The following is a 23,376-nucleotide window of genomic DNA, read 5'->3' on the forward strand; positions in this document are numbered from 1 at the left end:
GGGTTGCCGAGGCTCTTGGCGCCGTCATTAGGGTGGGGGCATGGACGACACGGCCGGGCGGGACAGCGGTGGCACGCTCGTCGGGCGCACCGCCGAGCTGGCCGCGCTGACCCGCCTCCTCGACGCGGCCGCCACCGGGCACCCCGCCCTGGCCGCCGTCACCGGGCCGTCCGGCATCGGCAAGACGGCCCTGATCGACCACGCGCTCACCCTCCGCGAGAACCTGGACGTCGTACGGGTACGCGGGGTGCGCTGGGAGTCGGAGATACCCCTCGGGGTCGCCCGGCAGCTCGACCCGCGGTGCGCCGGGGAACTTGACGCCACCGCGGTCGTCGCCGGCGAGCGGCTGCACGCCACCTGGGCGGCACGGTCCGCCCGCGACTCGCACCCGGTGGTCGTCGTCGTGGACGACGCCCACTGGGCCGACACCGAGTCGCTCCAGGCCCTGCGCACCGCCGTGCGCCGCATGACGGACGAACGCGTCCTCGTGCTGCTCGCGGCGGTCGACGACCGTCCCGGCGACCTCACGGCCGAGGCGCTGGACTTCTGGGAGAGCTGCCGCGACGACGTGCTGCCCGTCGGCCCGCTGAACGCCGAGGACCTCCGCGCGTTCGCGGCCCGGGCCCACGGCACCGCGCTCTCCCGGCCCGCCGCCCGTCACCTCGCCGCCCACACGGGCGGCAACCCGCTGCACACCGGCCGCCTCCTGCGGGAACTGCCCGCCAAGACCTGGCAGGACTGGCAGCCGGAACTCCCCGCGCCGGCCCGCTTCGCCGCCGCCGTACGCACCCGCCTCGACCGGTGCGGCCCCGAGGCCAGGACCCTCGTCGAGGCGAGCAGTGTCCTGGACGACGGCACATCGCTGGAGACGGCGTGGGCGCTGGCCTGCCCCTGCGCGGAGGCGGCCCCGGGCGAGGAAGACTCCCAGGCCCACCCCCACCCCCTGCCGCTCCCCGCCCTCGACGAGGCCTGCGCCGCCGGGCTGCTCGTCGTCAGCGCGGGGCCGGGGCGGGCCCTGCTGTCGTTCCCCGACCCCCTGACGCGGGCGGCCGTGCGCGACGCCGTGCCGCTCACCCGCCGCACCGACCTCCACCGCCGCGCGGCACACCTGGTCGCCGACCGGGGCCGCGCCCTGCGCCACCGGATCTTCGCCGCCTCCGTAGCGGACGCCCAACTCGCCGACGAACTGGAGGAGTTCGCCGCCGAAGAGGCGGCGGCCGGTGCCTGGTCGAGCGTGGCCGACACCCTCATCAAGGCGAGCCGCCTCACTCCCGAGTCCGCCCTGCGCCAGGACCGCATGCTGCGCGCCACGGACGCGCTCGTCGGCGCGGGCGAGGTCGCCCACGCCGCCACGTTCGCACCGGAACTGAGCAGCTTCCCGCCCCGCCCGCTGCGCGACGCCGTCCTCGGCTACCTCGCCATCATGCGCGGCCGTGCGGGGGAGGCCGAGACGCTCCTCGCCCAGGCCTGGGACCACTGCGACCCGGCCCGGGAGCCGGACCTCGCGGGCGTCATCTCCCAGCGGCGCGTCCTGCACGCCCTCGGCCGCTGGGACCCGGCCGACATCGTCACCTGGGCCCGCCGCGCCCTCGGCCTCGCCGCCGCCGACAGCCCCTCCGGCATCGAGGCGGAAGCCGTCCTCGGACTCGGGCTCGCCGCCATGGGCCGCACCGCGGAGGCCGTCGCCGTCTACGAGGCCGCCGCCGTCGAACTCCCCACCGGCGCCCAGATCCAGCGCTTCCAGCTGGGCCGGGGCTGGGTCGACCTCGCCGCGCTCGACGCCCCGGAGTCCGCCCTGCGGCGCCTGGAGGCGGCCGTGCCCACCGGGTTCCGCATGGGCTCCGTACGGATCTCCCTGTGGGCGCAGGGCTGGCTGGCCCGCACCCAGTTCACGATGGGCGCCTGGGACGACGCGCTGGAGACCGTCGAACGCGCGGCGGCCCAACTCGCCGAGGTCCGCATGGAGATCATGCGCCCGCTCGTCCACTGGACCGGCGCCCAGATCAACGCGCTGCGCGGTGACTGGCCCGCCGCCGAACGGCACCTCGGGCGCGCCGCGGGCCTGCACCACTACGAGGCGATGCGCATCCCCGCGTGCCTCGCCGCCGCCCAGGTCGCCGAGGCCCGCGGCGCCTACGACCGTGTCCTGGACGCACTCGCCCCCGTCGCCCGCGCCGACCGCCGCGAAGGCCTCGACGAACCCGGCTTCTGGCCCTGGCAGGACATCTACGCCAACGCCCTCGTCATGGTGGGCCGGGCCTCCGACGCCGACGCGTTCCTGCGCCCCCACGAGGAACTCGCCGCCGCCCGCGGCCACCGCTCCACCCAGGCCCGCCTCGGTCTCGCGCGCGGCCGCGTCGCCGGAACCGACGGTGACATCGGCGCGGCCCGCGCCCACTTCGAGGAAGCCCTCGCCCATCTCGCCCCGCTGCCTCTGCCCTACGACACGGCCCGCGTGAGCTACGCGTACGGGCAGACGCTGCGCAGGGCCGGGAAGCGGCGCGAGGCGGACGCCGTGCTGCGCAGGGCGCGCGACGGCTACGCGCAGCTCGGTGCCCACACGTACGTCGCCCGCTGCGACCGCGAGCTGCACGCCGGCGGCCTCAACTCCCGCAGGGCGGAACCCGGTTCACAGGACCGGCTCACGGCGCAGGAGCAGGCGGTGGCCCGGCTCGTCGCGGGCGGGCTCAGCAACCAGGAGACGGCGGCGGAGCTGTTCATCTCCGTGAAGACCGTCCAGTACCACCTGACGCACATCTACACGAAGCTCGGGATCCGCTCGCGCAGCGAACTGGCCGCGCTGTCCCGGGACTGACCCCGCGTCACCGGGTCACTCCCCGGTGTCGTCGTGCGTGCCCTCCTCGACGGCGGGCGGTGGTGGTGACGCAGGCGGGGTGGACGGCGGGCCGGCCTGCTGGGCCCGCTCCAGGAAGCGCAGGAGTTCCACCGGGAAGGGCAGGACGAGGGTGGAGTTCTTCTCGGCGGCGACGGCCACCACGGTCTGCAGAAGCCTCAGTTGGAGTGCCGCGGGCTGCTCCGACATCTGCTTGGCCGCCTCGGCGAGCTTCTTGGAGGCCTGGAGTTCGGCGTCCGCGTTGATGACGCGGGCGCGCCGCTCCCGGTCCGCCTCGGCCTGCCGCGCCATGGAGCGCTTCATGGTCTCGGGCAGGGACACGTCCTTGATCTCGACCCGGTCGATCTGCACACCCCAGCCGATGGCGGGGCTGTCGATCATCAGCTCCAGGCCCTGGTTGAGCTTCTCGCGGTTGGAGAGCAGGTCGTCGAGATCGCTCTTGCCGATGATGGACCGCAGCGACGTCTGCGCCATCTGCGAGACGGCGAAGCGGTAGTCCTCGACCTGCACGAGCGCGTTCACCGCGTCGACGACCTTGAAGTAGATGACGGCGTCGACCCGCACCGTCACGTTGTCCCGGGTGATGCCGTCCTGCGCGGGCACCGGCATCGTCACGATCTGCATGTTGACCTTGTACAGTCGGTCGATCATGGGGATGACGGTGGTGAACCCCGGCCCGCGGATGGTGCCGTACACCCGGCCCAGACGGAAGACCACGCCTCGCTCGTACTGCTTGACGACGCGGGCCGCCGCGGCGGCGTAGACGGCGCAGGCCGACGCGGCCGCGACCGCCGCCGTGACAAGTTCCGCCATCATGACGAACACCTCACGTCCGGTCGTCCAGCCAGTGTTCGTAATCCACGATATGCCCGAAATCTTGGCGATGAGGGGCCTGCAACCCAAAGTGATCCGGTTGTCACCACATGTCAAGAGGGGGTCGGAGGCGGGTGCGAGTGCGGTGTGCCGACCGGTCCCAACTACCCGCCGGAGGACGGCTTCGGGCTGAGGTAGTGTTACCGCTCCCAGCAGCGCTTCGGCCGAGGAGGTGAGACCCATTACCGCTGTGTCAGGTCGGGTGCTCCCCTCGCAGACCCGGGCGTTCCACCGGTCATAGGTGTGCCGCAGGTCGGGAGCCCCAGCGGCATCCCGAAAGGTCACGCTTCACCTATGTCGGTTCACCCGTCACCCTCGTCGCCCCCGTCCCACCCCGCCGTCGTCTCCACGCTGCGCGCCGCAGGCTGTGTCTTCGCCGAGGAAGAGGCGGACATCCTCGTCTCGACGGCCCGCACACCGGACGAACTCGCCGCGATGGTCGCGCGCCGCGTCGACGGACTGCCCCTCGAACACGTCGTCGGCTGGGCCGAGTTCTGCGGACTGCGCATCACGCTCGAACCCGGCGTCTTCGTCCCGAGACGCCGCACCGAGTTCCTCGCCCGGCAGGCCGTGGCGCTCGCCCCGCCGGCCGCCGTCGTCCTCGATCTGTGCTGCGGCAGCGGCGCGGTCGCCGCCGCGCTCGCCGGCCACGCCGACCCCGCCGAACTCCACGCCGCCGACCTCGACCCCGCGGCCGTGCGCTGCGCACGCCGCAACGTGTCACCGTTCGGCGGCCGGGTCCACGAGGGCGACCTGTACGCGCCCCTGCCCGCCACGCTCAGGGGCCGCGTCGACATCCTCGCCGCCAACGGCCCGTACGTCCCCACGGGCGACGTCGCCCTGCTCCCACCGGAGGCCCGAGACCACGAGCGGCGCATGGCCCTCGACGGGGGCGCCGACGGGCTCGACATCATGCGGCGCGTCGCCGCCGGGGCCGGCGAATGGCTCGCGCCCGGCGGGCACCTCTTCGTCGAGACCAGCGAACGCCAGGCCGACGAAGCCGTCGTGGCCGTCGTCCGCGGCGGCCTCGCGGCCCGGGTGGTGACGGACGACGACCTGTACGCCACCGTCGTCATCGGCACGAAGAAGGACGCTCGCCAGCTTCAAGACACCCGCTAGTTTCAGGGACACCCGCTGGCTTCAGGGGCGGGGCACTCGCCGGTTCCGGGTCCAGTCGAGGAGCGTGCCGGCCGACCAGGTGTTCACCACGCGGTCGGCCGGTACACCGCACTCCTCGGCGCGGGCGCAGCCGATGTCCTGCCAGTCGAGCTGGCCCGGCGCGTGCGCGTCCGTGTCCACGGCGAACAGCGTCCCCGCCGCCACCGCCTCGCGCAGCAGCCGGCGGGGCGGATCGCGCCGTTCGGGGCGGCTGTTGATCTCGACGGCGGTCCCCGACGCGGCACACGCCGCGAACACGGCTTCCGCGTCGAACTGCGACTCGGGGCGGCCCCGGCCCGGTCCCCCTCCCCGAGCCGTCAGGAGCCGTCCCGTGCAGTGCCCGAGGACATCGGCGAGCGGGTTGCTGACGGCGGCCACCATCCGCCGCGTCATCGCCGGCGCGTCCATGCGCAGTTTGGAGTGCACCGACACGACGACCAGGTCGAGCTCGTCGAGGAGTTCGGGCTCCTGGTCGAGCGACCCGTCGGCGAGGATGTCGCACTCGATGCCGGTGAGCAGCCGGAACGGGGCCCAGCGCGCGTTCAGTTCGGCCACCACCGCCAGTTGCTCGCGCAGCCGCTCCGGCGACAGGCCGCGGGCCACCGTGAGCCGGGGCGAGTGGTCGGTCAGCACCGCCCACTCATGGCCGAGGGCGATCGCCGCGCGGCCCATCTCCTCGACGGGACTGCCGCCGTCCGACCAGTCGGAGTGCAGATGGCAGTCACCGCGCAGCAGCGCGCGAAGGCGCTCACCGCCCTCGGCGAGCGGGGCCGCGGCGCCCTCGCTCTCCAGGTGTTCGAGATAGGCCGGCACCTCGCCCGCCAGCGCCTCGCGCACCACCTGAGCCGTCTTGGGCCCGACCCCCTTGAGGGATTCCAGCGTCCCGGCGGCGGCCCGCTCGGCCACCTCGCCGTCGGGCAGCGCGCCGAGAACCTGCGCGGCGGTACGGAAGGCACCTGCGCGGTACGGGGGCGCCAGCGTGCGCTCCAGCAGGAACGCGACCCGCTCCAGCGCCTCCACGGGTTCCATCGCCACCTTCTGAGCCACCTCCTGAGCCGCCTCCACAGCCGTGGCCCGCGCGACTTTCCCAGCCGGGCGCGGCTCCCCCCAGCGTCGCTCACCCGCGCGGACGCCGCGACATGCGGAAGCGCCGGCAGCATGCGTGGACGCCGACGGCACGCGGGAACGTCGACGGCCCGGGAGCGGTGTGAGCGCTCCCGGGCCGTCAGAGACTCCAGATTCCGTTGGGTGTGCCGACTCCTCGGGGACGGCCGTGTCTGTTACGTCGCCCGGCTGTTCTTCATCGACAGGCCCGCGCACAGGGCACCGAGCAGGACGGTGAGACCACCGAGGATCACGTTGTTGAGGATGACTCCCTTGTCGGGGCTGGACCCCACGATCCACGGCGCGATGATCAGCCAGACACCCATCGCGCACATGGCCCAGCTGAGGCCGTACATACGGGTCGGGGTGACGGCGAACCCGACGGCCAGGACGCCGATCGCGATGCCCATGATGAGGTTGTGGGTCGCGAGCTCGGGCTGGCTGGCGCTGAAGTGGACCGTCCAGGGAGAGATGGCGCAGTAGAGACCGATCAGGAAGACCGGTGCGTCCATGAGCGCCACATCGCGGCCACCGAGTACGCGCGCGTACCGGTCCCGCATTTCAGAGACATCGGGGTGACTGGCGAGGTCAGGCCCTTGGTGTGACACGTCGGCCATGAGAATCGACTCCTTAGGTTTCGAAGTCTGACCGCGTTGCGCGGCGCGCTGCCACGCACTCTCATTCTGCGCTTATTTAATCCTTATGTGTAGCTGTGGGGGCAATGAGGTGCCGATTGGGGCGAATCGCCTCGTCGGCGAGGTCCTCGATCTCCGCGACGGCCACTCCGGCGCCCTCCAGGATCCCGATGCCGTCGGCTCCCGCCACGAAGGTGTCGGGCTCGCGCCAGGCCGTCACCACGCGCCGTGCGCCGGAGTCGAGGATGAGCCGCGCGCAGGGCCTCGGGCGGGACGCACGGCGGGCACACGGTTCGAGGCTGCTGTAGACGGTGGCGGTCCGCAGCCGGGGATCCGCCGGGTCGATCTTCGCGAGCGCCGCCTCCTCCGCGTGCACCACGGGGTCGCCGCCCTCGCGGGAGTGGCCGCGGGCCAGCTCCGTACCGTCGCCCGCGACGATCACCGCGCCGACGCTGAACGCCGTGTCGGACGGCGGACAGTCCGCGGCGAGCGTGCAGGCCAGGGCGAGCCAGTGCCGGTCGGCGGCCGTGGGGGAGTCGTCCGTGCCGGGTGCGCGGGGCGCGTACCGCATGAGGACCACGTCGCCGACCGGTCGGGTCTCCAGGAGTCGCATCCGGTGCCGGACCCCGCCGGGGTACGCGCCGGGGCCGAAGAGCCGCGGGGCGTCCGGTTCGCCCACCACGAGGGGCGCCACCGCGAGCTGCAGCTCGTCGGCGAGCCCGCGCTGGAGCAGCTGCGTGTGCACCCGGGCGCCTCCCTCCACCATCAGCCGCCGCACGCCCCGCGCCGACGCGAGGTCGTGCAGTACGGACGTCCACTCGACCGCCGGTCCGAGCGCGACCACCTCGGCGAGCGGGCCGAGCCGTTCCCGGGCGAGCGCTGCGCCGGCGTCGGTCGTGTAGACGACTTTGTCGCCGCCCGTCGTCCAGAACGGGTCGCCCCCGTCCAGGTCCCCCGACGCGGTCACCGCCACCTTCAGCGGATCCGCGGACAGGCCGGCGGCGACCCGGTCGGCGCGCCGCTGCTCCGACCTGACGAGCAGTCGTGGCCGGTCGGCCCGCAGCGTGCCCGCGCCCACGAGGATCGCGTCGCACGAGGCGCGCACCACGTCGACCCGGTCGAAGTCCTCGGCGTTGGACAGGAGCAGCCGCTCGGGCCCCGTGTCGTCGAGGCAGCCGTCGAGCGAGACGGCCGCCGACAGGAGGACGTAGGGGCGGGACGGGCGGGACATGGCGGCTCCGGTCCGGGGGCGCGGGCAGTGGTTCGGTTCCGAATGAACCCTGGGTTCCGAATGAACCCTAGCCGCGACCGGCCGCCACATGATCCCGGGCAAGAGCCCTCGCAATCCCGGCAAGAGCTCTCACGCCTCCCCGGCACGGCATCCTCGCATTCCTTGACCGGCATATAACCCACGAGGCATATTGGACTCATGCCCGCCCCCGCCGTATGGACCGCGCTCGCCGATCCGCACCGCCGCGCCATCGTCGCGCTGCTGCTCGAGCGCCCGCGGCCCGTCGGTGAGATCGTCGACGCGTGCGGCCTGAGCCAGCCCGGCACGTCGAAGCATCTGCGGGTACTGCGCGAGGCGGGCCTGGTCCGCGTCGAACAGGAGGCCCAGCGCCGCGTGTACCGGCTCGACCCCGCACCCGTCGCCGAGCTCGACGCCTGGCTGGAGCCCTACCGGCGCCTGTGGAACGACCGCCTCGACGCACTCGGGCGCCGCCTGGACGCGCACGCCCGCGAGGACGACGAACCAGCGAAGGACTGAACGCCATGACCACCCCGCACGACGCAGCCACCGGCACCTACGCCCCGCTCGACGACGGCCGCCCCGCCGTCCGCTTCACCCGCACCTACGACCACCCGATCGAGCACGTCTGGCGGTACGTCACCGATCCCGGCGAACTCGCCCACTGGTTCCCCTCCAAGGTCGAGATCGACCTGCGGCCCGACGGCGCGATCCGCTTCTACAGCGACCCGAACACGCCGGAGTCGACGGGCCGGGTCATCGCCGTCGACGCCCCACGGCACCTCTCCTTCTCCTGGGGCGGCGACGAACTCCGCTTCGACCTGGAGGCGCTCGGCGAGGGCCGCACCCGCTTCACGCTGACCAACGTCCTGGAGGCCGCCGACACCGCTGCGCGCAACGCCGCGGGCTGGGAGGTCTGCCTCGACGCCCTGGACGCGGCCGACCGCGGCCGGCCCCTCACCGGCCCGGACACCGGGGCGTCCGATCGGTGGAAGACGCACTACGAGGCCTATCTCGCGGCAGGTGTCCCCTCGGGCGCCCGGGTCCCGGGCATGGATGAGGCCTGACGCAGGCCGGCGGTACGCAATGAGTCAATCCCCGGGTACGGCGACGCGCGGCGGCCACACCCCAGGCGCCAGCACGCCCGACGCGTAGGCGCGCGCGACCAGTTCCGTACGGTTCGTGGCGCCCCACCGGTGGGACAGGCGCCGGAGGTGGTAGTTGACGCCGTCCGTGGTCAGGCCCGTCTCCCGGGCCGCCTGCGCGGTGGTGGCACCGGCGGCGAGCAGCTCCAGGATGCGTGACTCGGCCGGGCCGGCCGTCGCCCGGGGGCCGTCGGGTGCCGTCGCCCGGTGCTCGCCCACGATCCGCAGCATGACCAGCAGATCCGGCGTCCGCTCGACGGTGTCACTGACCGGATCCACGGTCAGCTCGCCCTCGCGCAGCGCCCCGTCGGGCGTCCGCCAGGTCACCGAGACCTCGTAGCGGGAGCGGCGCCGCAGCCGCAGCGCCTCGGCGATCCGGTGGAGCTGCGACGCGTCCCCCGGGCGGAACAGGTCCATGATGTTCCGGCCCTTCAGACGGCCGGGGGTGGTGCCGCACTCGGCGGCCATCGCCGCGTTCGCCAGCATGATCGTCCCGCGCGGTCCGCACACCGCGACCGGCATCGGGATCCGGTCGAAGAGCAGCATCGCGCGGTTGCGCCACAGCACCCCGTCCATCAGGTCTCCCGTCCCCACGTCACGTCCGGCCGGCGAGCGCAAGCGAGGCGCGCCGCAGGTCACTACACAATCATGTAGTGCGATGGCCCGGCCCGGCGGGGCCACGGCACCAAGCTGGGGAGACAGCGAACTCCGTACCGCGAAAGGCAGTTGCCCCCCCATGCCCGACTCCGCGCTGCTCCCGCCGGCCCCCACCGACGGCCTTCCGCTCGTCGACATCTCCGCGACGGGTCCAGGACCCGCGCCCCTCCAGCAGGCCATGGAGCTGTCCCGCCGCCACGGCCCCGCGTTCGTGCGCAGGCTGCACGGCCGTGACGCCCTCTTCGTCAGCGACCTCGACCTCGTCACCGAACTCGCCGACGAGACCCGGTTCGCCAAGCACGTGGGGCCCGCCCTGGAGAACGTCCGCGCCTTCGCCGCCGACGGCCTCTTCACGGCCTACAACGACGAGCCCAACTGGGCCCGCGCCCACGACATCCTCATGCCCGCCTTCGCCCTGGGCTCCATGCGGACCTACCACCCCGTGATGTACCAGGTGTCCCGCCGCGTCATCGAGTCCTGGGACCGCGCCGCCCGCTCGGGCACCCCCGTGGACGTACCCGGCGACATGACGCGGATGACCCTCGACACCATCGGACTCGCCGGATTCGGCTACGACTTCGGGTCCTTCGAGCGCTCCGATCCGCACCCCTTCGTCGAGTCCATGGTGCGCTGCCTGGAATGGTCGATGAAGCGCATGGCGCGGACGCCCGGCGGTGACTACTCGGCCGCCGACGCCGCGTTCCGCGCCGACGCGGACTATCTCGCCCAGGTCGTCGACGACGTCGTCGCGGCGCGCGCCGACGCCCCCGGCGGCGACGACCTGCTCGGCCTCATGCTCACCGCCCGCCACCCCCAGGACGGCACCGCTCTCGACACGGCGAACATCCGCAACCAGGTCATCACCTTCCTCATCGCGGGCCACGAGACCACCTCCGGCGCGATGTCCTTCGCCCTGTACTACCTGGCCAAGCACCCGGCCGTCCTCGACCTCGTACGCCGCGAGGCCGACGCCCTCTTCGGGGACGCGGGCGACCCCGAGCCCACCTTCGACGAGGTCGGCCGGCTCACCTACACGCGGCAGGTCCTGAACGAGGCCCTGCGACTCTGGCCGACCGCGGCCGCGTTCAGCCGTCACCCCCGCGAGGACACGCTCCTCGGCGGACGCATCCCGCTGCGCGCCGGACAGGCCGTCACCGTCCTCGCGCCGATGCTGCACCGGCAGCCCGTGTGGGGCGACAACCCGGAACTCTTCGACCCCTCGCGGTTCACGCCCGAGGCGGAGGCCGCGCGCTCGCCGCACGCCTTCAAGCCGTTCGGCACCGGTGAACGCGCCTGTATCGGGCGGCAGTTCGCGCTCCACGAGGCCACGATGCTGCTCGCCCTCCTCGCACACCGCTACCGGCTCGTCGACCACGCCGACTACCAGCTGAACGTCAAGGAGACCCTGACCCTCAAGCCCGAGGGATTCACCCTCACCCTCGTCCCGCGCACCGCCGCGGACCGGAACCACCCCCCGCTGCCCGGCCATGTGCCCGCCACCCGGGAGCGGGCCACCGCCCCCGACACGCTGCCCACCCGGGTACGGCCCGGCACTGGCGTCCTGTTCCTGCACGGCAGCAACTACGGGACCTGCCGCGGCCTCGCCGAGCAGCTCGCCGACGACGCCGCCGCGCTCGGCTGCGACACGTCCGTCGCACCGCTCGACACCCAGGCCGGAGCCCTGCCCACCGACCGTCCCGTCGTCGTGGTCGCCGCCTCCTACAACGGCCGCCCCACCGACGACGCCGCCGAGTTCGCCGCCTGGCTCGACGGTGCACAGGAAGGCGCCGCGCACGACGTCACGTACGCGGTGCTCGGCGTCGGCGACCGCAACTGGGCCGCCACCTACCAGCACGTCCCGACCCGCATCGACGAACGGCTCGACGCCCTCGGCGGCAGCCGCCTGTGCGAGCGCGCCGCCGCCGACGCCTCCGGCGACCTCAACGCGACCGTCCGCACCTTCACGACCCGCCTGCGCGCCGCGCTCCTCACCCAGTACGGGGACCCCGACGCCGCTCCGGCCGGCGCGGCGGACGCCTCGGACGCCTCGGACGACGAAGACGCGTACGAGATCCGGGAGATCGCCGGCGGGCCCCTCGACGCGGCGGCCGCCCGGCACGGGCTCGTCCCGTTCACCGTCACCGAGGCCCGCTCCCTCACGGCGCCCGACCACCCCCGCATCAAGCGCTTCGTGCGTCTCGCGCTGCCCGACGGCGTCACCTACCGGACGGGCGACCACCTGACCGTCCTGCCCGCGCAGGACCCGGCGCTCGTCGCACGGGCGGCGGAGGCGTTCGGAGTCGACCCCGACGCCGTCCTCGACATCAGGGCACGGCGTCCGCGTCGCGACGGACTCGCCGTCGACCGGCCGCTGACGGTCCGTGAACTCCTCACGCAGCACGTCGAGTTGGGGCACGTTCCCACCCGCGAGCAGGTCGCCCTGCTCGCCGACGCGAACCCCTGCCCGCCCGAGCAGGCCGCGCTGCGAGCCCTCGCCGACGACCCGCGCACCCTCGTGGAACTGGTCGAGGACCACCCGGCGCTGCGCGGCGCCCTGACCTGGCCGCAGCTCCTGGACCTGCTGCCGCCCCTGCGGCCCCGCCACTACTCGATCTCGTCGAGCGCCGCGGGCAGCCCCGCGCACGCCGACCTCATGGTGTCCGTCCTCGACACCCCGGCCCGCTCCGGCCGCGGCCGTTTCCGCGGCACCGGCTCGGCACACCTCGCGGGCCTGCGACCCAGGGACACGGTGCTCGCACGCGTCCAGCCGTGCCGCGAGGTCTTCCGCGTCCCGCACGACACAAAGACCCCGGTCGTGATGATCGCCGCGGGGACGGGCCTCGCGCCGTTCCGTGGCGTCGTCGCCGACCGCACGGCTCTGCTCGCCGCGGGCACCCCGCTCGCCCCCGCCTTGTGCTACTTCGGCTGCGACCACCCCGAGCGCGACTTCCTGCACGCCGAGGAGCTGCGGGCCGCCGAGACCGCCGGCGCGGTCTCCCTGCGCCCCGTCTTCAGCGAGGCGCCCGACGCGGGCCACGCCTTCGTCCAGCACCGGGTGGCCGCCGAAGCCGACGAGCTGTGGGCCCTGCTCGCGGCCGGGGCGCGCGTGTACGTCTGCGGTGACGGGGCCCGGATGGCACCCGGCGTACGCGACGCGTTCCGCGCCCTGTTCCGTGACCGGACGCCAGGTGCGGGCGACGAGGAGGCGGAGGCCTGGCTGGCCGGCCTGGTCGCTGACGGGCGGTACGTGGAGGACGTCTACGCGGGCTGACCGCTGTGGTGACAGGGCCGCGCGCCGCCGGACGTTCCGCGGCGCGCGGCCCCTCTTCTCACGAGGGTGCTTCTCAGGCCGTCGCGGCCAGCGACTCGTCGAACGTGGCGGCGGCGAGGCCGAAGGAGAGCGTCATGCCGATGCCCGAGGTGACCGAGATCGCCCGGACGCCGGGCGCCATGTCACGGACCAGGAGCGGGCCGCGGGCACTGCTCGCGTAGACGCCCTGCCAGCGTTCCGTCACGTGCAGCTCGCCGGCGCCGAGGACGTCGGCCGTCGCGGCGAGGAGCAGCCGCGACGTCGGTTCGTCCACGAAGGGGGTCTCGGTCCGGCCGTAGAAGTGGGAGTCGCCGACGAGGACCGTGCCGTCGGGCAGGCGGGTGAACATGACGTTCGCCACGACGTCGAGCAACTCGGGGCTGTGGCCGGTCACTTCCTCGCGCAGACGGGTCGCCGCGGGCGTGGCCGTGAAGGCGTCGTAGCGCAGCATGGACGTCGCGGTGAGGATCGCCGCGTCGGTGCGGAAGGCGTCCGGCGCCGTGACGCGGGCCATCGTCAGCCGACAGCGCTCGATGCCGTGTTCGTCCGCCGCCGTGGGGTACAGGCGGTCCAGGTCGTGGCCCACGCAGACGAGGATCCGGTCGCCGTGGACCGGGCCCCGGCTGGTGTGGACGGTGCCTTCCTCGACGCCGGTCACGTTCGTGCCCCACACCACGGTGACGCCAGGTTGTATGGACAGCCACGCGGCCAGGTCCGGGGCGGCCTCGCGCGGGTTGACGCGGAGATCATCGGGGAGGAACGCGCCGCCCACGATGTCGCCGCCGTCGGCGTCCCGGCCGAGTGTGCCAGCGACCTCCTCGCGGGTCCGCAGCTGGACCGTGTCGGCCCCGCGCTCCTCACGCAGCTCCTCGAGGACCGCCAGCTCGGTGGCCGACCTGGCCACCACGAGGGCGCCGGCCTCCCGGGCCCACAGTCCCGAGCTCTTCGCGGCCTCGAGCCATCCCGCCCGCGAACGGTAGGCGAGTTCCAGCAGGTCGTCGCGCTGTGCCGTGATGCAGCAGTGGCCGAAGTTGCGGACCGAGGCCCCCACGGGCTGCCAGTCACGCTCGACGACCGTCACGGTCAGGCCGCGCCGGGCGGCCTCGAAGGCGTGGGCGAGGCCGACGATCCCGGCACCGACGATCACCAGGTCGCTGCGGCCGCCGGGCAGGACGGCGGCGGGCGAGGGAGCGGAGGAAGGTGCTGTAGAGAAGCTCATGGTGTGCAGCGTGCGAGGCGCCGAGCGCCAGGGCAAGACTTGTGTGTACAAGTTTCCCGTCTGTTTACCTTCCGTGCCCCTGAACGGCCCCGAACAGCCCCCGACGACCCCGAACGACCCCGGATGGTCACCCGCACGTCGCCTCGCCGGGCTTGAGAAAAGGGCGCCTGAGCTGCGATAGTCGTCTTGTGAAGACAAGTAAGGGTGCGCCGCTCCACGAGCAGCTCGGCGCCGAGTTCCTTCGACGCATCGAGTCCGGTGAGTGGCCGGAGGGTGAGCCGGTACCGAGCGAGGCCCAGCTCTGCGAGGAGTTCGGGACCTCCCGCGGTCCGGTCAGGCAGGCCCTGTCGATCCTGCGGTCGGAGGGGCATCTCGTGGGCGGGCGCGGCAAGCCGCCCGTCGCCCGCAGGGCCGCCCCGTCGCAGCCCTTCGAGTCCCTGATGTCGTTCACCCAGTGGGCCAGGTCCATCGGCCGTGAACCGGGGCAGCTCACTGTCGAGGTGGCCCGCCGCCGGGCCTCGCCCGAGGCCGCCGCCCGGCTCGGCCTCGACGAGGGCGAACCGGTGGTCGACCTGATCCGGCTGCGCCATCTGGACGGCGTGCCGGTCATGGTCGAGCGCTCCACCTTCGTGCTCCACGTCGGCCGCCACCTCTTCGACATCGACCCGGACGCGGGCTCGATATACGAGGCCCTGTGCGCCCGCGACGTCGACCTGCACCACGCCCGCCACACCATCGACGCCATCGCCGCCGACCCCCAGGACTCCGCGCTCCTCGGCGTCGAACCCGGCGAACCGCTGCTGCGCGTAAGGCGGTTGGCGTTCTCGCGGGACAACGTGCCGCTGGAGTACGCCGACGACCGCTATCTGCCCACGCTCGCCAACTTCACCATCGAGAACACCGCCGAGGGACGCACCGTCGTCGGCCGGTACCGCACGGACATGGAGCACCACAGTGATTGAACTCGCCGTCTTCGACATGGCCGGCACCACCATCGACGAACACGGCGCCGTGTACGAGGCGCTGCGCCACGCCGTCGAGTCGACCGGGGCGACCGTCGACCCGCACGACCTGCAGACCTGGATGGGCACGGACAAGCGCGAGGCCATCGACGCCCTGGTGCGCCTCGGCGGCGGCACCCCCGACGCCGACCTCGTCGAGCGCCAGTACGGCGAGTTCCGCGCGTTCCTGAAGAAGCGCTACGAGGAGGTCCCGCCCGAGCCGATCGCCGAGGCGGACAAGGCCCTCGCCGTGCTGCGCGCCCGGGGCATCAAGGTCGCCCTCACCACCGGCTTCAGCGACGACGTCGCCCTGCCGCTGCTCGCCTCGCTCGGCTGGTCCACGGGCGAGGGCGGGAACCTCGACGCGGTCGTCACCTCCGACGAGGTGGTGCGCGGCCGCCCCGCCCCGTACATGATCCACCGGGCCATGGAGAAGGCCGGCGTCGTGGACGTCCGCAAGGTGCTCGTCGCCGGTGACACCGCGGTCGACCTCCAGGCGGGACACCACGCGGGCGCGGGGGTCGTGGTGGGCGTCCTCACGGGCCAGCTCCCGCGCACGGCGCTCGAAGGGGAGCCGCACACCTACGTGCTGGACAGCGTCGCCCAGGTGCCGGACCTCGCGGAGACCGCGACCGCCGAGTAGGCGGGGGTATCTGCTGAGAGGCTGAGAGGCTGAGAGGCGGTGTGTGGGGCCGAGACCCCACGCACCGCCTCTCACTTGATCACGTGATCCTCAGTCCTCCGCCAGCGCCGCGTCCACGATCGACTGTGCCTCGGTCTGCACCCGGGCGAGATGGTCGGGGCCGCGGAACGACTCGGCGTAGATCTTGTACACGTCCTCCGTGCCGCTCGGCCGTGCCGCGAACCAGGCGTTCTCCGCCGTGACCTTCACACCGCCGATCGCCGCGCCGTTGCCCGGCGCGTGGCTCAGCCGCCCCGTGATGAATTCGCCCGCGAGGGTCTCCGCGGTGATCGCGTCCCCGCCGAGCTGCGCAAGGCGCGCCTTCTGCGCCTTGGTCGCCTTCGCGTCCACGCGCGCGTACGACGACGAGCCGTGCTCCGCGGCGAGTTCGGCGTAGTACACCGACGGGGTCTTCCCGGTCACCGCCGTGATCTCGGCCGCGAGCAGGGCGAGCAGGATGCCGTCCTTGTCGGTCGTCCACACGCCGCCGTCCTTGCGGACGAAGCTCGCCCCCGCGCTCTCCTCGCCGCCGAACGCGACCGATCCGTCGACGAGTCCCGGCACGAACCACTTGAACCCGACGGGGACTTCGAGCAGCTCGCGGCCGAGCGAGGCGACGACACGGTCGATGACGGCGCTCGACACCAGCGTCTTGCCGATCGCGGCGTCGGACCGCCAGCCGGTGCGGTGCGTGCACAGGTAGTGGATCGCGACGGCGAGATAGTGGTTCGGGTTCATGAGCCCGGCGTCCGGTGTGACGATGCCGTGCCGGTCGGCGTCCGCGTCGTTCCCGGTGAGCAGGTCGAAGTCGTGCCGCTTCGCGAGCACGGACGCCATCGCGGGCGCCGACGAGGGATCCATCCGGATCTTGCCGTCCCAGTCGAGCGTCATGAACCGCCAGGTCGGATCGACCTCCGGATTGACCACGGTCAGATCGAGCCCGTACACCTCGGCGATCCGCGCCCAGTAGTGCACACTCGCCCCGCCGAGCGGGTCGGCACCGATGCGCAGGCCCGACTCCCTGATGGCGTCGGTGTCGATGACACTGCTCAGCTCCTCCACGTACCGCTCGAGGAAGTCGTACGTCTCCGGAGCCACGTCCTTCGTGGTGCGCACCCCCCGGTTCCCGTCCGCGAGCAGTTCGTTGGCACGGCGGGCGATCCAGGAGGTCGCCGTGGAGTCGGCGGGGCCGCCGTGCGGCGGGTTGTACTTGAAGCCGCCGTCGCGAGGCGGGTTGTGGCTCGGCGTGATGACGATGCCGTCCGCCTGGCCCTGCCCGTCGGACACGGTGCTGTTCCAGCGCAGGATGGCGTGGCTGAGCGCCGGGGTCGGAACGTAGCTGTCGTGGACGTCGGCGAGAACACGTACACCGTTCGCCGTGAGGACGCCGAGTGCCGTGTCGAGCGCGGGGCGCGAGAGGGCGTGGGTGTCGGGCCCGATGAACAGCGGGCCCGTGATGCCCTCCGCCGTGCGGTACTCGACGATGGCCTGCGTGATGGCCGCGATGTGCCGCTCGTTGAACGCGCCGTCCAGGCTGGAGCCCCGGTGCCCGCTCGTACCGAACACGACGCGTTGCTCGGGGCGGTCCATATCGGGGACCTTGGTGAAGTACGCGTCGACGAGTGCGTCGACGTCGACGAGATCCTCCGGCCGGGCCTGGGTTCCTGCGCGCTCAGTCATGGGGGCAGTCTCCCATCCGGGCCCCGCGCGACGCAGGACCGCGGTGGTGTCCCGAGGGCCGGCCGGGGGAATCGTCCCGTACCCCCGGCCGGCCGACGCGACGTCAGGACGGGTTCTTCGCCTGCTCCTTGATGATCGCGGCCAGTGTGTCCGCGATGTACGCCTCGGTCGCCTCCTTGTCGATGCCGAGCTCCGCCAGCACACCCGTCCCGTTCTCCTGCTCCAGGAGCGCCAGCAGGATGTGCTCGGTGCCGATGTAGTTGTGGCCGAGCCGCAGGGCCTCGCGGAACGTGAGCTCCAGGGTCTTCTTCGCCGCCGCGTCGAACGGCACCAGGGCCGGCATGTCCTCGGCCGCGGGCGGCAGACCCGACATCGCGGCCTGGCGGACGGCGTCGAGCGACACGTGCTGCGCGAGGATCGCTTTGGCGGCGAGGCCCTCCGGCTCGTGCAGCAGGCCGAGCACCAGATGGACGGTGCCGATCTGCGCGCTGTTCGCGGAGCGGGCCTCGTTCTGCGACGCCACCACCACGTTGCGGGCGCGGGGCGTGTAGCGGCTGAAGCCCTGGCTCGGGTCGATGTCGCTCTCGGCGCCCTTGGCGACGAACCGCTTCTGGGCGGCCTGGCGGGTGACCCCCATGCTGGAGCCGATCTCGGTCCAGGAGGCGCCCGAGCGGCGGGCCTGGTCGACGAAGTGACCGATCAGATGGTCGGCGATGTCACCGAGGTGATCCGCCGCGATCACGGCGTCCTGCAACTGCTCCAGGGGCTGGGTGTGGGCCTTCTTGATGCCTGCGATGAGGTCGTCGAGACGTACGGGCAGGGTCAGGCCTGCCGGTTCCGTGGATTCCGTCATGTGACAACCCTAGGTTGACAGTGGGAGGGTGTCAACTGTCGGTTGACAGTAATGTTTCCCGGCGCGGAGCGAGGCCGTCCGCCCGTCGTAGGGTGAGGAGTTGCCGAGGAGTTCATGACGGACTTCGCGACGCACCGACCGCTGAAGGGGACAGACATGCCGGCCGCCCGAGTGTCACTGGAGGCCGTACTGCGTACGGCGGAAGCGTCCCGGACGGGAGCCCTCTGGAAGCTCGACGGAGCGGCGCGGCAGCTCGACGCGAACCTCGTCAGACTGCCCTCGGGCGCCGGTGTCACCGAGCACGTCGAGCCCGATCTGGACGTCCTGCTCGTCGTCGTGGAGGGAAGCGGGACGCTCCACCACGCCGGCGACGAGGAGGAACTGGCGCCCGGAGCGCTCGTCTTCGTGCCCCGCGGCGAGCGGCGCTCCGTGACGGCAGGCCCCGGCGGCCTTGCCTACCTCACCGCCCACCGCAGGCGCCCCGGCCTCACCATCGGACGCACCCAGGCCCGCGAGGGCGGCGAACCGGCCTGCCTGCTCGGCCGGATCTGCCCCGCCTGCGACCGGGTCTCCGAGGATCCGTCGGCGTCCTTCTGCGGCCGCTGCGGCGGACGGCTGCCCACCGCCTGACGGGGCACTCCCCGACGCGACCGAGCGGGCGTTCGTCCCCGCCGGACGGTCGGGCCTGCGCCGCCCCGCACCTCCGCGCCCGTACGGTGCCGGGGATGAGCAGGACCGGGGACGAGCAGGACCGGGCGACCGCAGCGAGGGAGAACCACCCGACATGGCCGAATACCGCATCGAGACCGTCCGCAACGGCTTCCGCGACTGGACCGCGCGCAACGACCGCGGCGCCGAGGTCCGGATCGGCGCTGCCGAAGACCCCGACGTGCAGCCGTCGTTCACGCCCGTCGAGCTGCTCCTCGCCGCCGTCGGCGGCTGCGGCGGCCTCGTCACCGACCGCACGGCCCGCACCGTCGAGCACGACGGACTGCGCATCGTCGTGGAGTCCGTGTCGCGCCCCGAGGACGACGGCCGTGTCGGCGCGATCCGCGTCAGCTACGAACTGGAGCTGCCCGAGGGCGACGAACACGCCGCCGACGCGTTCGCCCGCGGAGTGCGCCTGACCCACGAGAAGTACTGCACCGTCAGCCGGACCGTGGAGCACGGCGCCCGCATCGAGGCGAGGCTCCCCGACGGCACGCTCGTCTTCATGGCGGGCTGACCGTCATGGCGGGCTGAGCGGTTCATGCTGGGCGGTTCATGGCGGCTGAGCGGCACGCGCTGGAGGAGCGCGCGCCGCCAGAGGCCCCCTACGGGAGGTTGTGCACCTTGGGTCCGACGGCGTTCGACCAGGAGTTGCCCGCCGTGGCGTCCCAGTTCGTGGACCAGGTCATCGCGCCGCGCAGCCCCGGATAGGTCTTGCCCGGCTTGAAGGAACCGCAGCCGGTGCCGCGGGTCAGGCAGTCGAGGGCGTTGCCGACCACCGACGGGTCCACATAGCCGCTGCCCGCGCCGCGCGTCGAGGCGGGGACACCGAGGCCGACCTGGGACGGGTCGAGGCCGCCCTCCAGCTGGATGCAGGCGAGCGCGGTCAGGAAGTCGACCGAGCCCTGCGCGTACACCTTGCCGTCGCAGCCCAGCATCGAACCGCTGTTGTAGAACTGGGTGTTGACGACGGTGAGGATGTCCTTCACGTTCAGTGCCGTCTTGAAGTACTCACCGGACGTCGACTGCATGTCGATGGTCTGCGGCGCCATCGTGAGCACCAGCTTCGGACCCGCCTTCGCGGCGAGCTGGTGCAACGCCTTCGACATGTACGTCGAGTTGAGGCCGTTCTCCAGGTCGATGTCGACGCCGTCGAACCCGTAACTCTGCATCAGGGCGTAGGCGCTGTCGGCGAACGCCGTGGCCGACGCGTCGCTGTTGACGGAGATGCTGCCCTTCTCGCCGCCGACCGAGAGGATCACGGACTTGCCCGCGGCCTGCTTGGCGGCGATGTCGGCCTTGAAGTCGGCGGCCGACGCGTACCCGACGGCCGGGTCCAGGGTGAAGGAGATCTGCCCGGGTGTGGCGGTCGCGTCGGCGAAGGACACCGCGATGATGTCGTACTGCGAGGGGACGTCCCGCAGCTTCTGGACGGTCGCGCCGTTGTCGAAGTTCTGCCAGTAGCCGGTCACCGCGTGCCTGGGCACGGTGCCGCCTCCGCCGCCTCCCGATGCCTTCGTCGTCGCGGTCACGGCCGCCGACTTCGCGGACTCACCGGCCGAGTTGGTCGCGCTGACCTGGAAGCTGTACGAGGTGCCGGCGGTGAGCCCGGTGACGGTGGCCGAGGCGCCGCTCACGGACGCGACCTTGGAGCCGTCCCGGTACACGTTGTAGCCGGTGGCGCCGGTGACCGGGTTCCAGGAGAGGTCGGCCGAGGACGTGGTGGTGGCGCCGGCGGAGAGCCCGGCCGGCACGGCGGGTACGACGACGGGATCGCCACCGCCCCCGCCGCCGTCGGGACCGAGCACGCTCACGTCGTCCGCGTAGTACGCGCCCTGCCCGTACCAGCCGTGCGTGTAGACGGTCACGGACGTGGTGTTCGCGCCGGTGGTGAAGGTGGTGCTCAGCTGCTGCCAGCCGGAGGAGCCGGGCGTCCACGTGGACACGTCGGTGGTGCCGGTGCCGCTCGCACCGAGGTACACATAGCTGCCCTGGACCCAGGAACTCAGCGTGTACGTCGAGTTGGGCCTGACGGCCACGGCCTGGGAGCACTGGGCGGTGTCCTGCGCGGTCGGGGTGCCCTTGAGCGCCTTGGCGCCGCCGTGCACGGGGGAGCCGACCACGGAACCGGTGCCGGCCGAGCAGGTCCAGTTGCTCAGGTCCGACTCGAACCCGGCGTTCCTCGCGACGTTGACGTCGGCGGCCTGCGCCGTGGTCGCCAGGGCGGTGACGCCGAGCGCGGTGGCCGCGGTGACGGCCAGCGCGCCCTCGATCCATCTGCGTGGACGGTTCACGTGCTGCCTCCGGTGGGGGAGTGGAAGGGGGGCGGGAGTGAACGGTGGCCACCGCTGTAGAGCCCAAAGCTGGTCCAGACCAATGGAGTTGTCAAGACCTCGACCGCGCCGGGATCGCTGCGAGAAGCGATGAGTTCCGTGGGCGTCGACGGTCCTAGAAGTGACGGAAGATGCCGAGGAGGCAGAGATGAGCACGTCCAGCAATCTGAACGAGGAGTTCAGCGCCGTCCTGGAGAAGAGCCCGACGGAAGGCGGCTGGACCTATGTCGTCTGGCCCGAATCGGCCGCCTTCTTCGGCACACGCGGCCTGGTCAAGGTCAGGGGCACGGTCGACGGCCATCCGTTCCGGAGCTCGTTCATGGCTCTCGGGGACGGCCGGCACAAGCTGCCCGTCAAGGCCGATGTGCGCAAGGCGATCGGCAAGGAGGCGGGGGACCGCGTCACCGTACGTCTTGAGGAGCGGCTCGGCGCATGAGGCCGGCCCGCTCCGGGGTGAGGGGGAGCGGGCCGGGGGGTGGGTGAGGTGGAGCGAGACGGGGCCGCCGGCCTGGGCGTGGGTAGGGAGTGGCCGGCGGCCCCTCCGCGCAGGAGCCGTCATCCTGTGCGGGGTTCCACTCGTTAGTGGACTGCGTCGTTCCGATGGCTGGAAGCGTGCGAACACTCTCGCTAGGTGTGCCTGATTCACACGGGGCGCGCGCGGACTTCAGAGGCGTTCGAGAACGCCGCGCACGAAGGCGGCCTGCCCCGAGTGCTGGAGATCGTCGGCAATCACACTCACCAGCCGCACGCCCAGCGTCACCGGCGGCGACCAGGTGTCGTCGATCACCTGGTCCAGGTCCTCGTCGGTGAGTCCTGCCACGTAGGCGAGGGTGCGCTCGTGCACGGCGTCGAAGTAACCGAGCAGCAGATCGGCCGACGGCACCCGCACCTTGGCCACCTGTCCGCCGCTGTGGCCGTACCCCGTGTCCGAGGGTGGCAGGCCCAGATCGAGGCGCTCGGCCCAGCCGTCGCCGAGCCATACCTGATCGGAACGGGACGCGTCCGCGATGTGATCGTCCTGCACGCGCGAGAGATGCCAAATCAGCCACGCGATCGAGTTCGAGTCGTCATTGAGCCGGGTGTTGAGTTCCTCGGCGGAAAGATCTTCCACGGCGGAGTGAACCGTTTCGTGGATCCGGCCGAACGCGTCGGTGAGAACGTCCTTGGAGTGCATGACGTGCTGCTTCCTCGGCGGCGGGGATTTCACACCCGGACACCCGTTCCATTCCGGCCATTCGGACCCCTGAATATGCCAGGAGGCTGGCCGGAAAGGCGTGGTGACAGCGCGTCGGAAGTGTCGATACTCGTCATCTGGGGCAGTTGAACGGCGCAGTTGCCGGTCGGCGGTGAATGGATCACTTCGGATGAAAGCGAGGCCCGCAGGGCGGCGGACGACGCGACGGGGGAGAACATGCACGACGAATTCCTGTGCCATGTCACCGCGTACGGAATCTGCGGTGGTCAGCGCGTCGGTGTACCGCTCGGAACGTATCGCGCGCCCACCCTGCCGCTCGCGATGTGGTGGCTTCGCGACCGCGCTTCCTGGATAGCCGAACGGCTCGATCCGCGCCCCGGAAATCCGCATTTCCCCGAACACGCCATTACCCCCGTCGCGGACACCGTGCCCGATGTCCCCGGCGCGCTGCGCGCCTGGTGCGGAGATATCGAGCGGCAGGAACGCGTGGCCGAGGAACTCGCCACCGGAAAGCTCGTCCGGCTGATCACACGCGACGACACCACGGAATACGAGTTCCTCGCCGAGTCGGTCGACGCCCTGCGGATGCAGCGCACCCGCGCCGCCATGCCCGCGCTCGTTCCCCGCCCCTGAGCAGCGCCCCTCACCGGCGCCATTGATCGCCCCGGTATCCATATGACAAGTAGCCGGTACGGGTGGAGCCGCGCTTACCTGCGGAAA

The 23,376-nt window shown here is 72.4% G+C and carries 21 protein-coding genes; 11 read left to right on the plus strand and 10 right to left on the minus strand.

Annotated features, from left to right (window positions below):
- Positions 1–40 precede the first annotated feature (40 nt).
- Positions 41–2,815, plus strand: a complete 2,775-nt coding sequence (locus EOT10_RS05395; RefSeq protein ID WP_127826893.1) for a helix-turn-helix transcriptional regulator — start codon at positions 41–43, stop codon at positions 2,813–2,815.
- Between the two features lie 15 nt (positions 2,816–2,830).
- Here EOT10_RS05395 and EOT10_RS05400 read toward each other — a convergent pair whose 3' ends face one another.
- Entirely contained in the window at positions 2,831–3,670 is an 840-nt protein-coding gene (locus EOT10_RS05400; RefSeq protein WP_127826894.1) for a slipin family protein, read from the minus strand.
- A gap of 351 nt (positions 3,671–4,021) precedes the next feature.
- On the opposite strand from EOT10_RS05400, the gene EOT10_RS05405 reads away from it, so the two are divergent.
- Complete coding sequence (locus tag EOT10_RS05405; RefSeq protein WP_127826895.1) at positions 4,022–4,846, plus strand: putative protein N(5)-glutamine methyltransferase; 825 nt, start codon at positions 4,022–4,024, stop codon at positions 4,844–4,846.
- A gap of 21 nt (positions 4,847–4,867) precedes the next feature.
- Here the strand turns inward: EOT10_RS05405 and EOT10_RS05410 are convergent, their stop codons facing one another.
- The 3 genes from EOT10_RS05410 to EOT10_RS05420 form a co-directional block, all read right to left on the minus strand.
- Complete coding sequence (locus tag EOT10_RS05410; protein ID WP_127827320.1) at positions 4,868–5,914, minus strand: PHP domain-containing protein; 1,047 nt, start codon at positions 5,912–5,914, stop codon at positions 4,868–4,870.
- 251 nt (positions 5,915–6,165) lie between these two features.
- Positions 6,166–6,606: an SPW repeat protein gene (locus EOT10_RS05415; protein ID WP_127826896.1), complete on the minus strand. Its 441-nt coding sequence runs from the start codon at positions 6,604–6,606 to the stop codon at positions 6,166–6,168.
- Positions 6,607–6,682: 76 nt separating this feature from the next.
- Positions 6,683–7,855, minus strand: a complete 1,173-nt coding sequence (locus tag EOT10_RS05420) for a dihydrofolate reductase family protein (protein ID WP_127826897.1) — start codon at positions 7,853–7,855, stop codon at positions 6,683–6,685.
- Positions 7,856–8,053: 198 nt separating this feature from the next.
- On the opposite strand from EOT10_RS05420, the gene EOT10_RS05425 reads away from it, so the two are divergent.
- Positions 8,054–8,392 carry an ArsR/SmtB family transcription factor gene (locus EOT10_RS05425; RefSeq protein WP_127826898.1) on the plus strand — a complete coding sequence of 113 codons (339 nt, stop codon included), beginning with the start codon at positions 8,054–8,056 and terminating at the stop codon, positions 8,390–8,392.
- A gap of 5 nt (positions 8,393–8,397) precedes the next feature.
- Entirely contained in the window at positions 8,398–8,940 is a 543-nt protein-coding gene (locus tag EOT10_RS05430; RefSeq protein ID WP_127826899.1) for an SRPBCC family protein, read from the plus strand.
- A gap of 24 nt (positions 8,941–8,964) precedes the next feature.
- On the opposite strand, the gene EOT10_RS05435 is transcribed toward EOT10_RS05430, so the two are convergent.
- Complete coding sequence (locus tag EOT10_RS05435) at positions 8,965–9,594, minus strand: PAS domain-containing protein (protein ID WP_127826900.1); 630 nt, start codon at positions 9,592–9,594, stop codon at positions 8,965–8,967.
- A 160-nt stretch (positions 9,595–9,754) separates the two neighbouring features.
- Between EOT10_RS05435 and EOT10_RS05440 the strand changes: the two genes are divergently transcribed.
- The gene (locus EOT10_RS05440; protein ID WP_127826901.1) at positions 9,755–12,946 is read left to right on the plus strand and encodes a bifunctional cytochrome P450/NADPH--P450 reductase; all 3,192 of its coding nucleotides are present in this window, start codon (positions 9,755–9,757) and stop codon (positions 12,944–12,946) included.
- Positions 12,947–13,019: 73 nt separating this feature from the next.
- On the opposite strand, the gene EOT10_RS05445 is transcribed toward EOT10_RS05440, so the two are convergent.
- Positions 13,020–14,204: a TIGR03364 family FAD-dependent oxidoreductase gene (locus EOT10_RS05445; RefSeq protein ID WP_127826902.1), complete on the minus strand. Its 1,185-nt coding sequence runs from the start codon at positions 14,202–14,204 to the stop codon at positions 13,020–13,022.
- 188 nt (positions 14,205–14,392) lie between these two features.
- Between EOT10_RS05445 and EOT10_RS05450 the strand changes: the two genes are divergently transcribed.
- Together EOT10_RS05450 and EOT10_RS05455 are read left to right on the plus strand one after the other, a co-directional pair.
- Entirely contained in the window at positions 14,393–15,166 is a 774-nt protein-coding gene (locus EOT10_RS05450; protein ID WP_127826903.1) for a GntR family transcriptional regulator, read from the plus strand.
- Entirely contained in the window at positions 15,159–15,848 is a 690-nt protein-coding gene (locus EOT10_RS05455; protein WP_127826904.1) for a phosphonatase-like hydrolase, read from the plus strand. Before EOT10_RS05450 ends, EOT10_RS05455 begins: the two co-directional genes overlap by 8 nt.
- A 90-nt stretch (positions 15,849–15,938) precedes the next feature.
- Here the strand turns inward: EOT10_RS05455 and pgm are convergent, their stop codons facing one another.
- Complete coding sequence (gene pgm / locus EOT10_RS05460) at positions 15,939–17,567, minus strand: phosphoglucomutase (alpha-D-glucose-1,6-bisphosphate-dependent) (protein ID WP_127826905.1); 1,629 nt, start codon at positions 17,565–17,567, stop codon at positions 15,939–15,941.
- Positions 17,568–17,670: 103 nt separating this feature from the next.
- Positions 17,671–18,420: a Clp protease N-terminal domain-containing protein gene (locus EOT10_RS05465; protein ID WP_127826906.1), complete on the minus strand. Its 750-nt coding sequence runs from the start codon at positions 18,418–18,420 to the stop codon at positions 17,671–17,673.
- A 156-nt stretch (positions 18,421–18,576) separates the two neighbouring features.
- Between EOT10_RS05465 and EOT10_RS05470 the strand changes: the two genes are divergently transcribed.
- Both EOT10_RS05470 and EOT10_RS05475 read left to right on the plus strand, forming a co-directional pair.
- Complete coding sequence (locus tag EOT10_RS05470; protein ID WP_127826907.1) at positions 18,577–19,050, plus strand: cupin domain-containing protein; 474 nt, start codon at positions 18,577–18,579, stop codon at positions 19,048–19,050.
- A 154-nt stretch (positions 19,051–19,204) separates the two neighbouring features.
- Positions 19,205–19,645: an OsmC family protein gene (locus tag EOT10_RS05475; protein ID WP_127826908.1), complete on the plus strand. Its 441-nt coding sequence runs from the start codon at positions 19,205–19,207 to the stop codon at positions 19,643–19,645.
- A gap of 88 nt (positions 19,646–19,733) precedes the next feature.
- Here EOT10_RS05475 and EOT10_RS05480 read toward each other — a convergent pair whose 3' ends face one another.
- The gene (locus EOT10_RS05480) at positions 19,734–21,422 is read right to left on the minus strand and encodes a chitinase (RefSeq protein ID WP_127826909.1); all 1,689 of its coding nucleotides are present in this window, start codon (positions 21,420–21,422) and stop codon (positions 19,734–19,736) included.
- Positions 21,423–21,609: 187 nt separating this feature from the next.
- On the opposite strand from EOT10_RS05480, the gene EOT10_RS05485 reads away from it, so the two are divergent.
- On the plus strand, positions 21,610–21,897 hold the full coding sequence (locus EOT10_RS05485; protein ID WP_127826910.1) for a DUF1905 domain-containing protein: 288 nt from the start codon (positions 21,610–21,612) through the stop codon (positions 21,895–21,897).
- Between the two features lie 228 nt (positions 21,898–22,125).
- On the opposite strand, the gene EOT10_RS05490 is transcribed toward EOT10_RS05485, so the two are convergent.
- Complete coding sequence (locus EOT10_RS05490; protein ID WP_127826911.1) at positions 22,126–22,635, minus strand: mycothiol transferase; 510 nt, start codon at positions 22,633–22,635, stop codon at positions 22,126–22,128.
- A 237-nt stretch (positions 22,636–22,872) separates the two neighbouring features.
- Here EOT10_RS05490 and EOT10_RS05495 point away from each other — a divergent pair, with 237 nt between their 5' ends.
- Positions 22,873–23,289 (plus strand): hypothetical protein, encoded by a 417-nt coding sequence (locus EOT10_RS05495; protein ID WP_127827321.1) that lies wholly within the window; start codon positions 22,873–22,875, stop codon positions 23,287–23,289.
- The last annotated feature ends 87 nt before the right edge of the window (positions 23,290–23,376 follow it).

It is taken from the genome of Streptomyces antnestii (genome assembly GCF_004005495.1).
In the GTDB taxonomy this organism is placed as follows: domain Bacteria; phylum Actinomycetota; class Actinomycetes; order Streptomycetales; family Streptomycetaceae; genus Streptomyces; species Streptomyces antnestii.

Excerpts from the sequence above, each read along its gene's own strand:
- EOT10_RS05495 (WP_127827321.1), top strand. The coding sequence starts at position 22,873 with ATGCACGACGAATTCCTGTGCCATGTCACCGCGTACGGAATCTGCGGT.
- EOT10_RS05490 (WP_127826911.1), bottom strand. The coding sequence starts at position 22,635 with ATGCACTCCAAGGACGTTCTCACCGACGCGTTCGGCCGGATCCACGAA.
- pgm (WP_127826905.1), bottom strand. The coding sequence starts at position 17,567 with ATGACTGAGCGCGCAGGAACCCAGGCCCGGCCGGAGGATCTCGTCGAC.
- EOT10_RS05430 (WP_127826899.1), top strand. The coding sequence starts at position 8,398 with ATGACCACCCCGCACGACGCAGCCACCGGCACCTACGCCCCGCTCGAC.
- EOT10_RS05400 (WP_127826894.1), bottom strand. The coding sequence starts at position 3,670 with ATGATGGCGGAACTTGTCACGGCGGCGGTCGCGGCCGCGTCGGCCTGC.
- EOT10_RS05440 (WP_127826901.1), top strand. The coding sequence starts at position 9,755 with ATGCCCGACTCCGCGCTGCTCCCGCCGGCCCCCACCGACGGCCTTCCG.
- EOT10_RS05435 (WP_127826900.1), bottom strand. The coding sequence starts at position 9,594 with ATGGACGGGGTGCTGTGGCGCAACCGCGCGATGCTGCTCTTCGACCGG.
- EOT10_RS05470 (WP_127826907.1), top strand. The coding sequence starts at position 18,577 with ATGCCGGCCGCCCGAGTGTCACTGGAGGCCGTACTGCGTACGGCGGAA.
- EOT10_RS05425 (WP_127826898.1), top strand. The coding sequence starts at position 8,054 with ATGCCCGCCCCCGCCGTATGGACCGCGCTCGCCGATCCGCACCGCCGC.
- EOT10_RS05405 (WP_127826895.1), top strand. The coding sequence starts at position 4,022 with ATGTCGGTTCACCCGTCACCCTCGTCGCCCCCGTCCCACCCCGCCGTC.
- EOT10_RS05420 (WP_127826897.1), bottom strand. The coding sequence starts at position 7,855 with ATGTCCCGCCCGTCCCGCCCCTACGTCCTCCTGTCGGCGGCCGTCTCG.
- EOT10_RS05395 (WP_127826893.1), top strand. The coding sequence starts at position 41 with ATGGACGACACGGCCGGGCGGGACAGCGGTGGCACGCTCGTCGGGCGC.
- EOT10_RS05475 (WP_127826908.1), top strand. The coding sequence starts at position 19,205 with ATGGCCGAATACCGCATCGAGACCGTCCGCAACGGCTTCCGCGACTGG.
- EOT10_RS05410 (WP_127827320.1), bottom strand. The coding sequence starts at position 5,914 with ATGGAACCCGTGGAGGCGCTGGAGCGGGTCGCGTTCCTGCTGGAGCGC.
- EOT10_RS05415 (WP_127826896.1), bottom strand. The coding sequence starts at position 6,606 with ATGGCCGACGTGTCACACCAAGGGCCTGACCTCGCCAGTCACCCCGAT.
- EOT10_RS05485 (WP_127826910.1), top strand. The coding sequence starts at position 21,610 with ATGAGCACGTCCAGCAATCTGAACGAGGAGTTCAGCGCCGTCCTGGAG.
- EOT10_RS05445 (WP_127826902.1), bottom strand. The coding sequence starts at position 14,204 with ATGAGCTTCTCTACAGCACCTTCCTCCGCTCCCTCGCCCGCCGCCGTC.
- EOT10_RS05465 (WP_127826906.1), bottom strand. The coding sequence starts at position 18,420 with ATGACGGAATCCACGGAACCGGCAGGCCTGACCCTGCCCGTACGTCTC.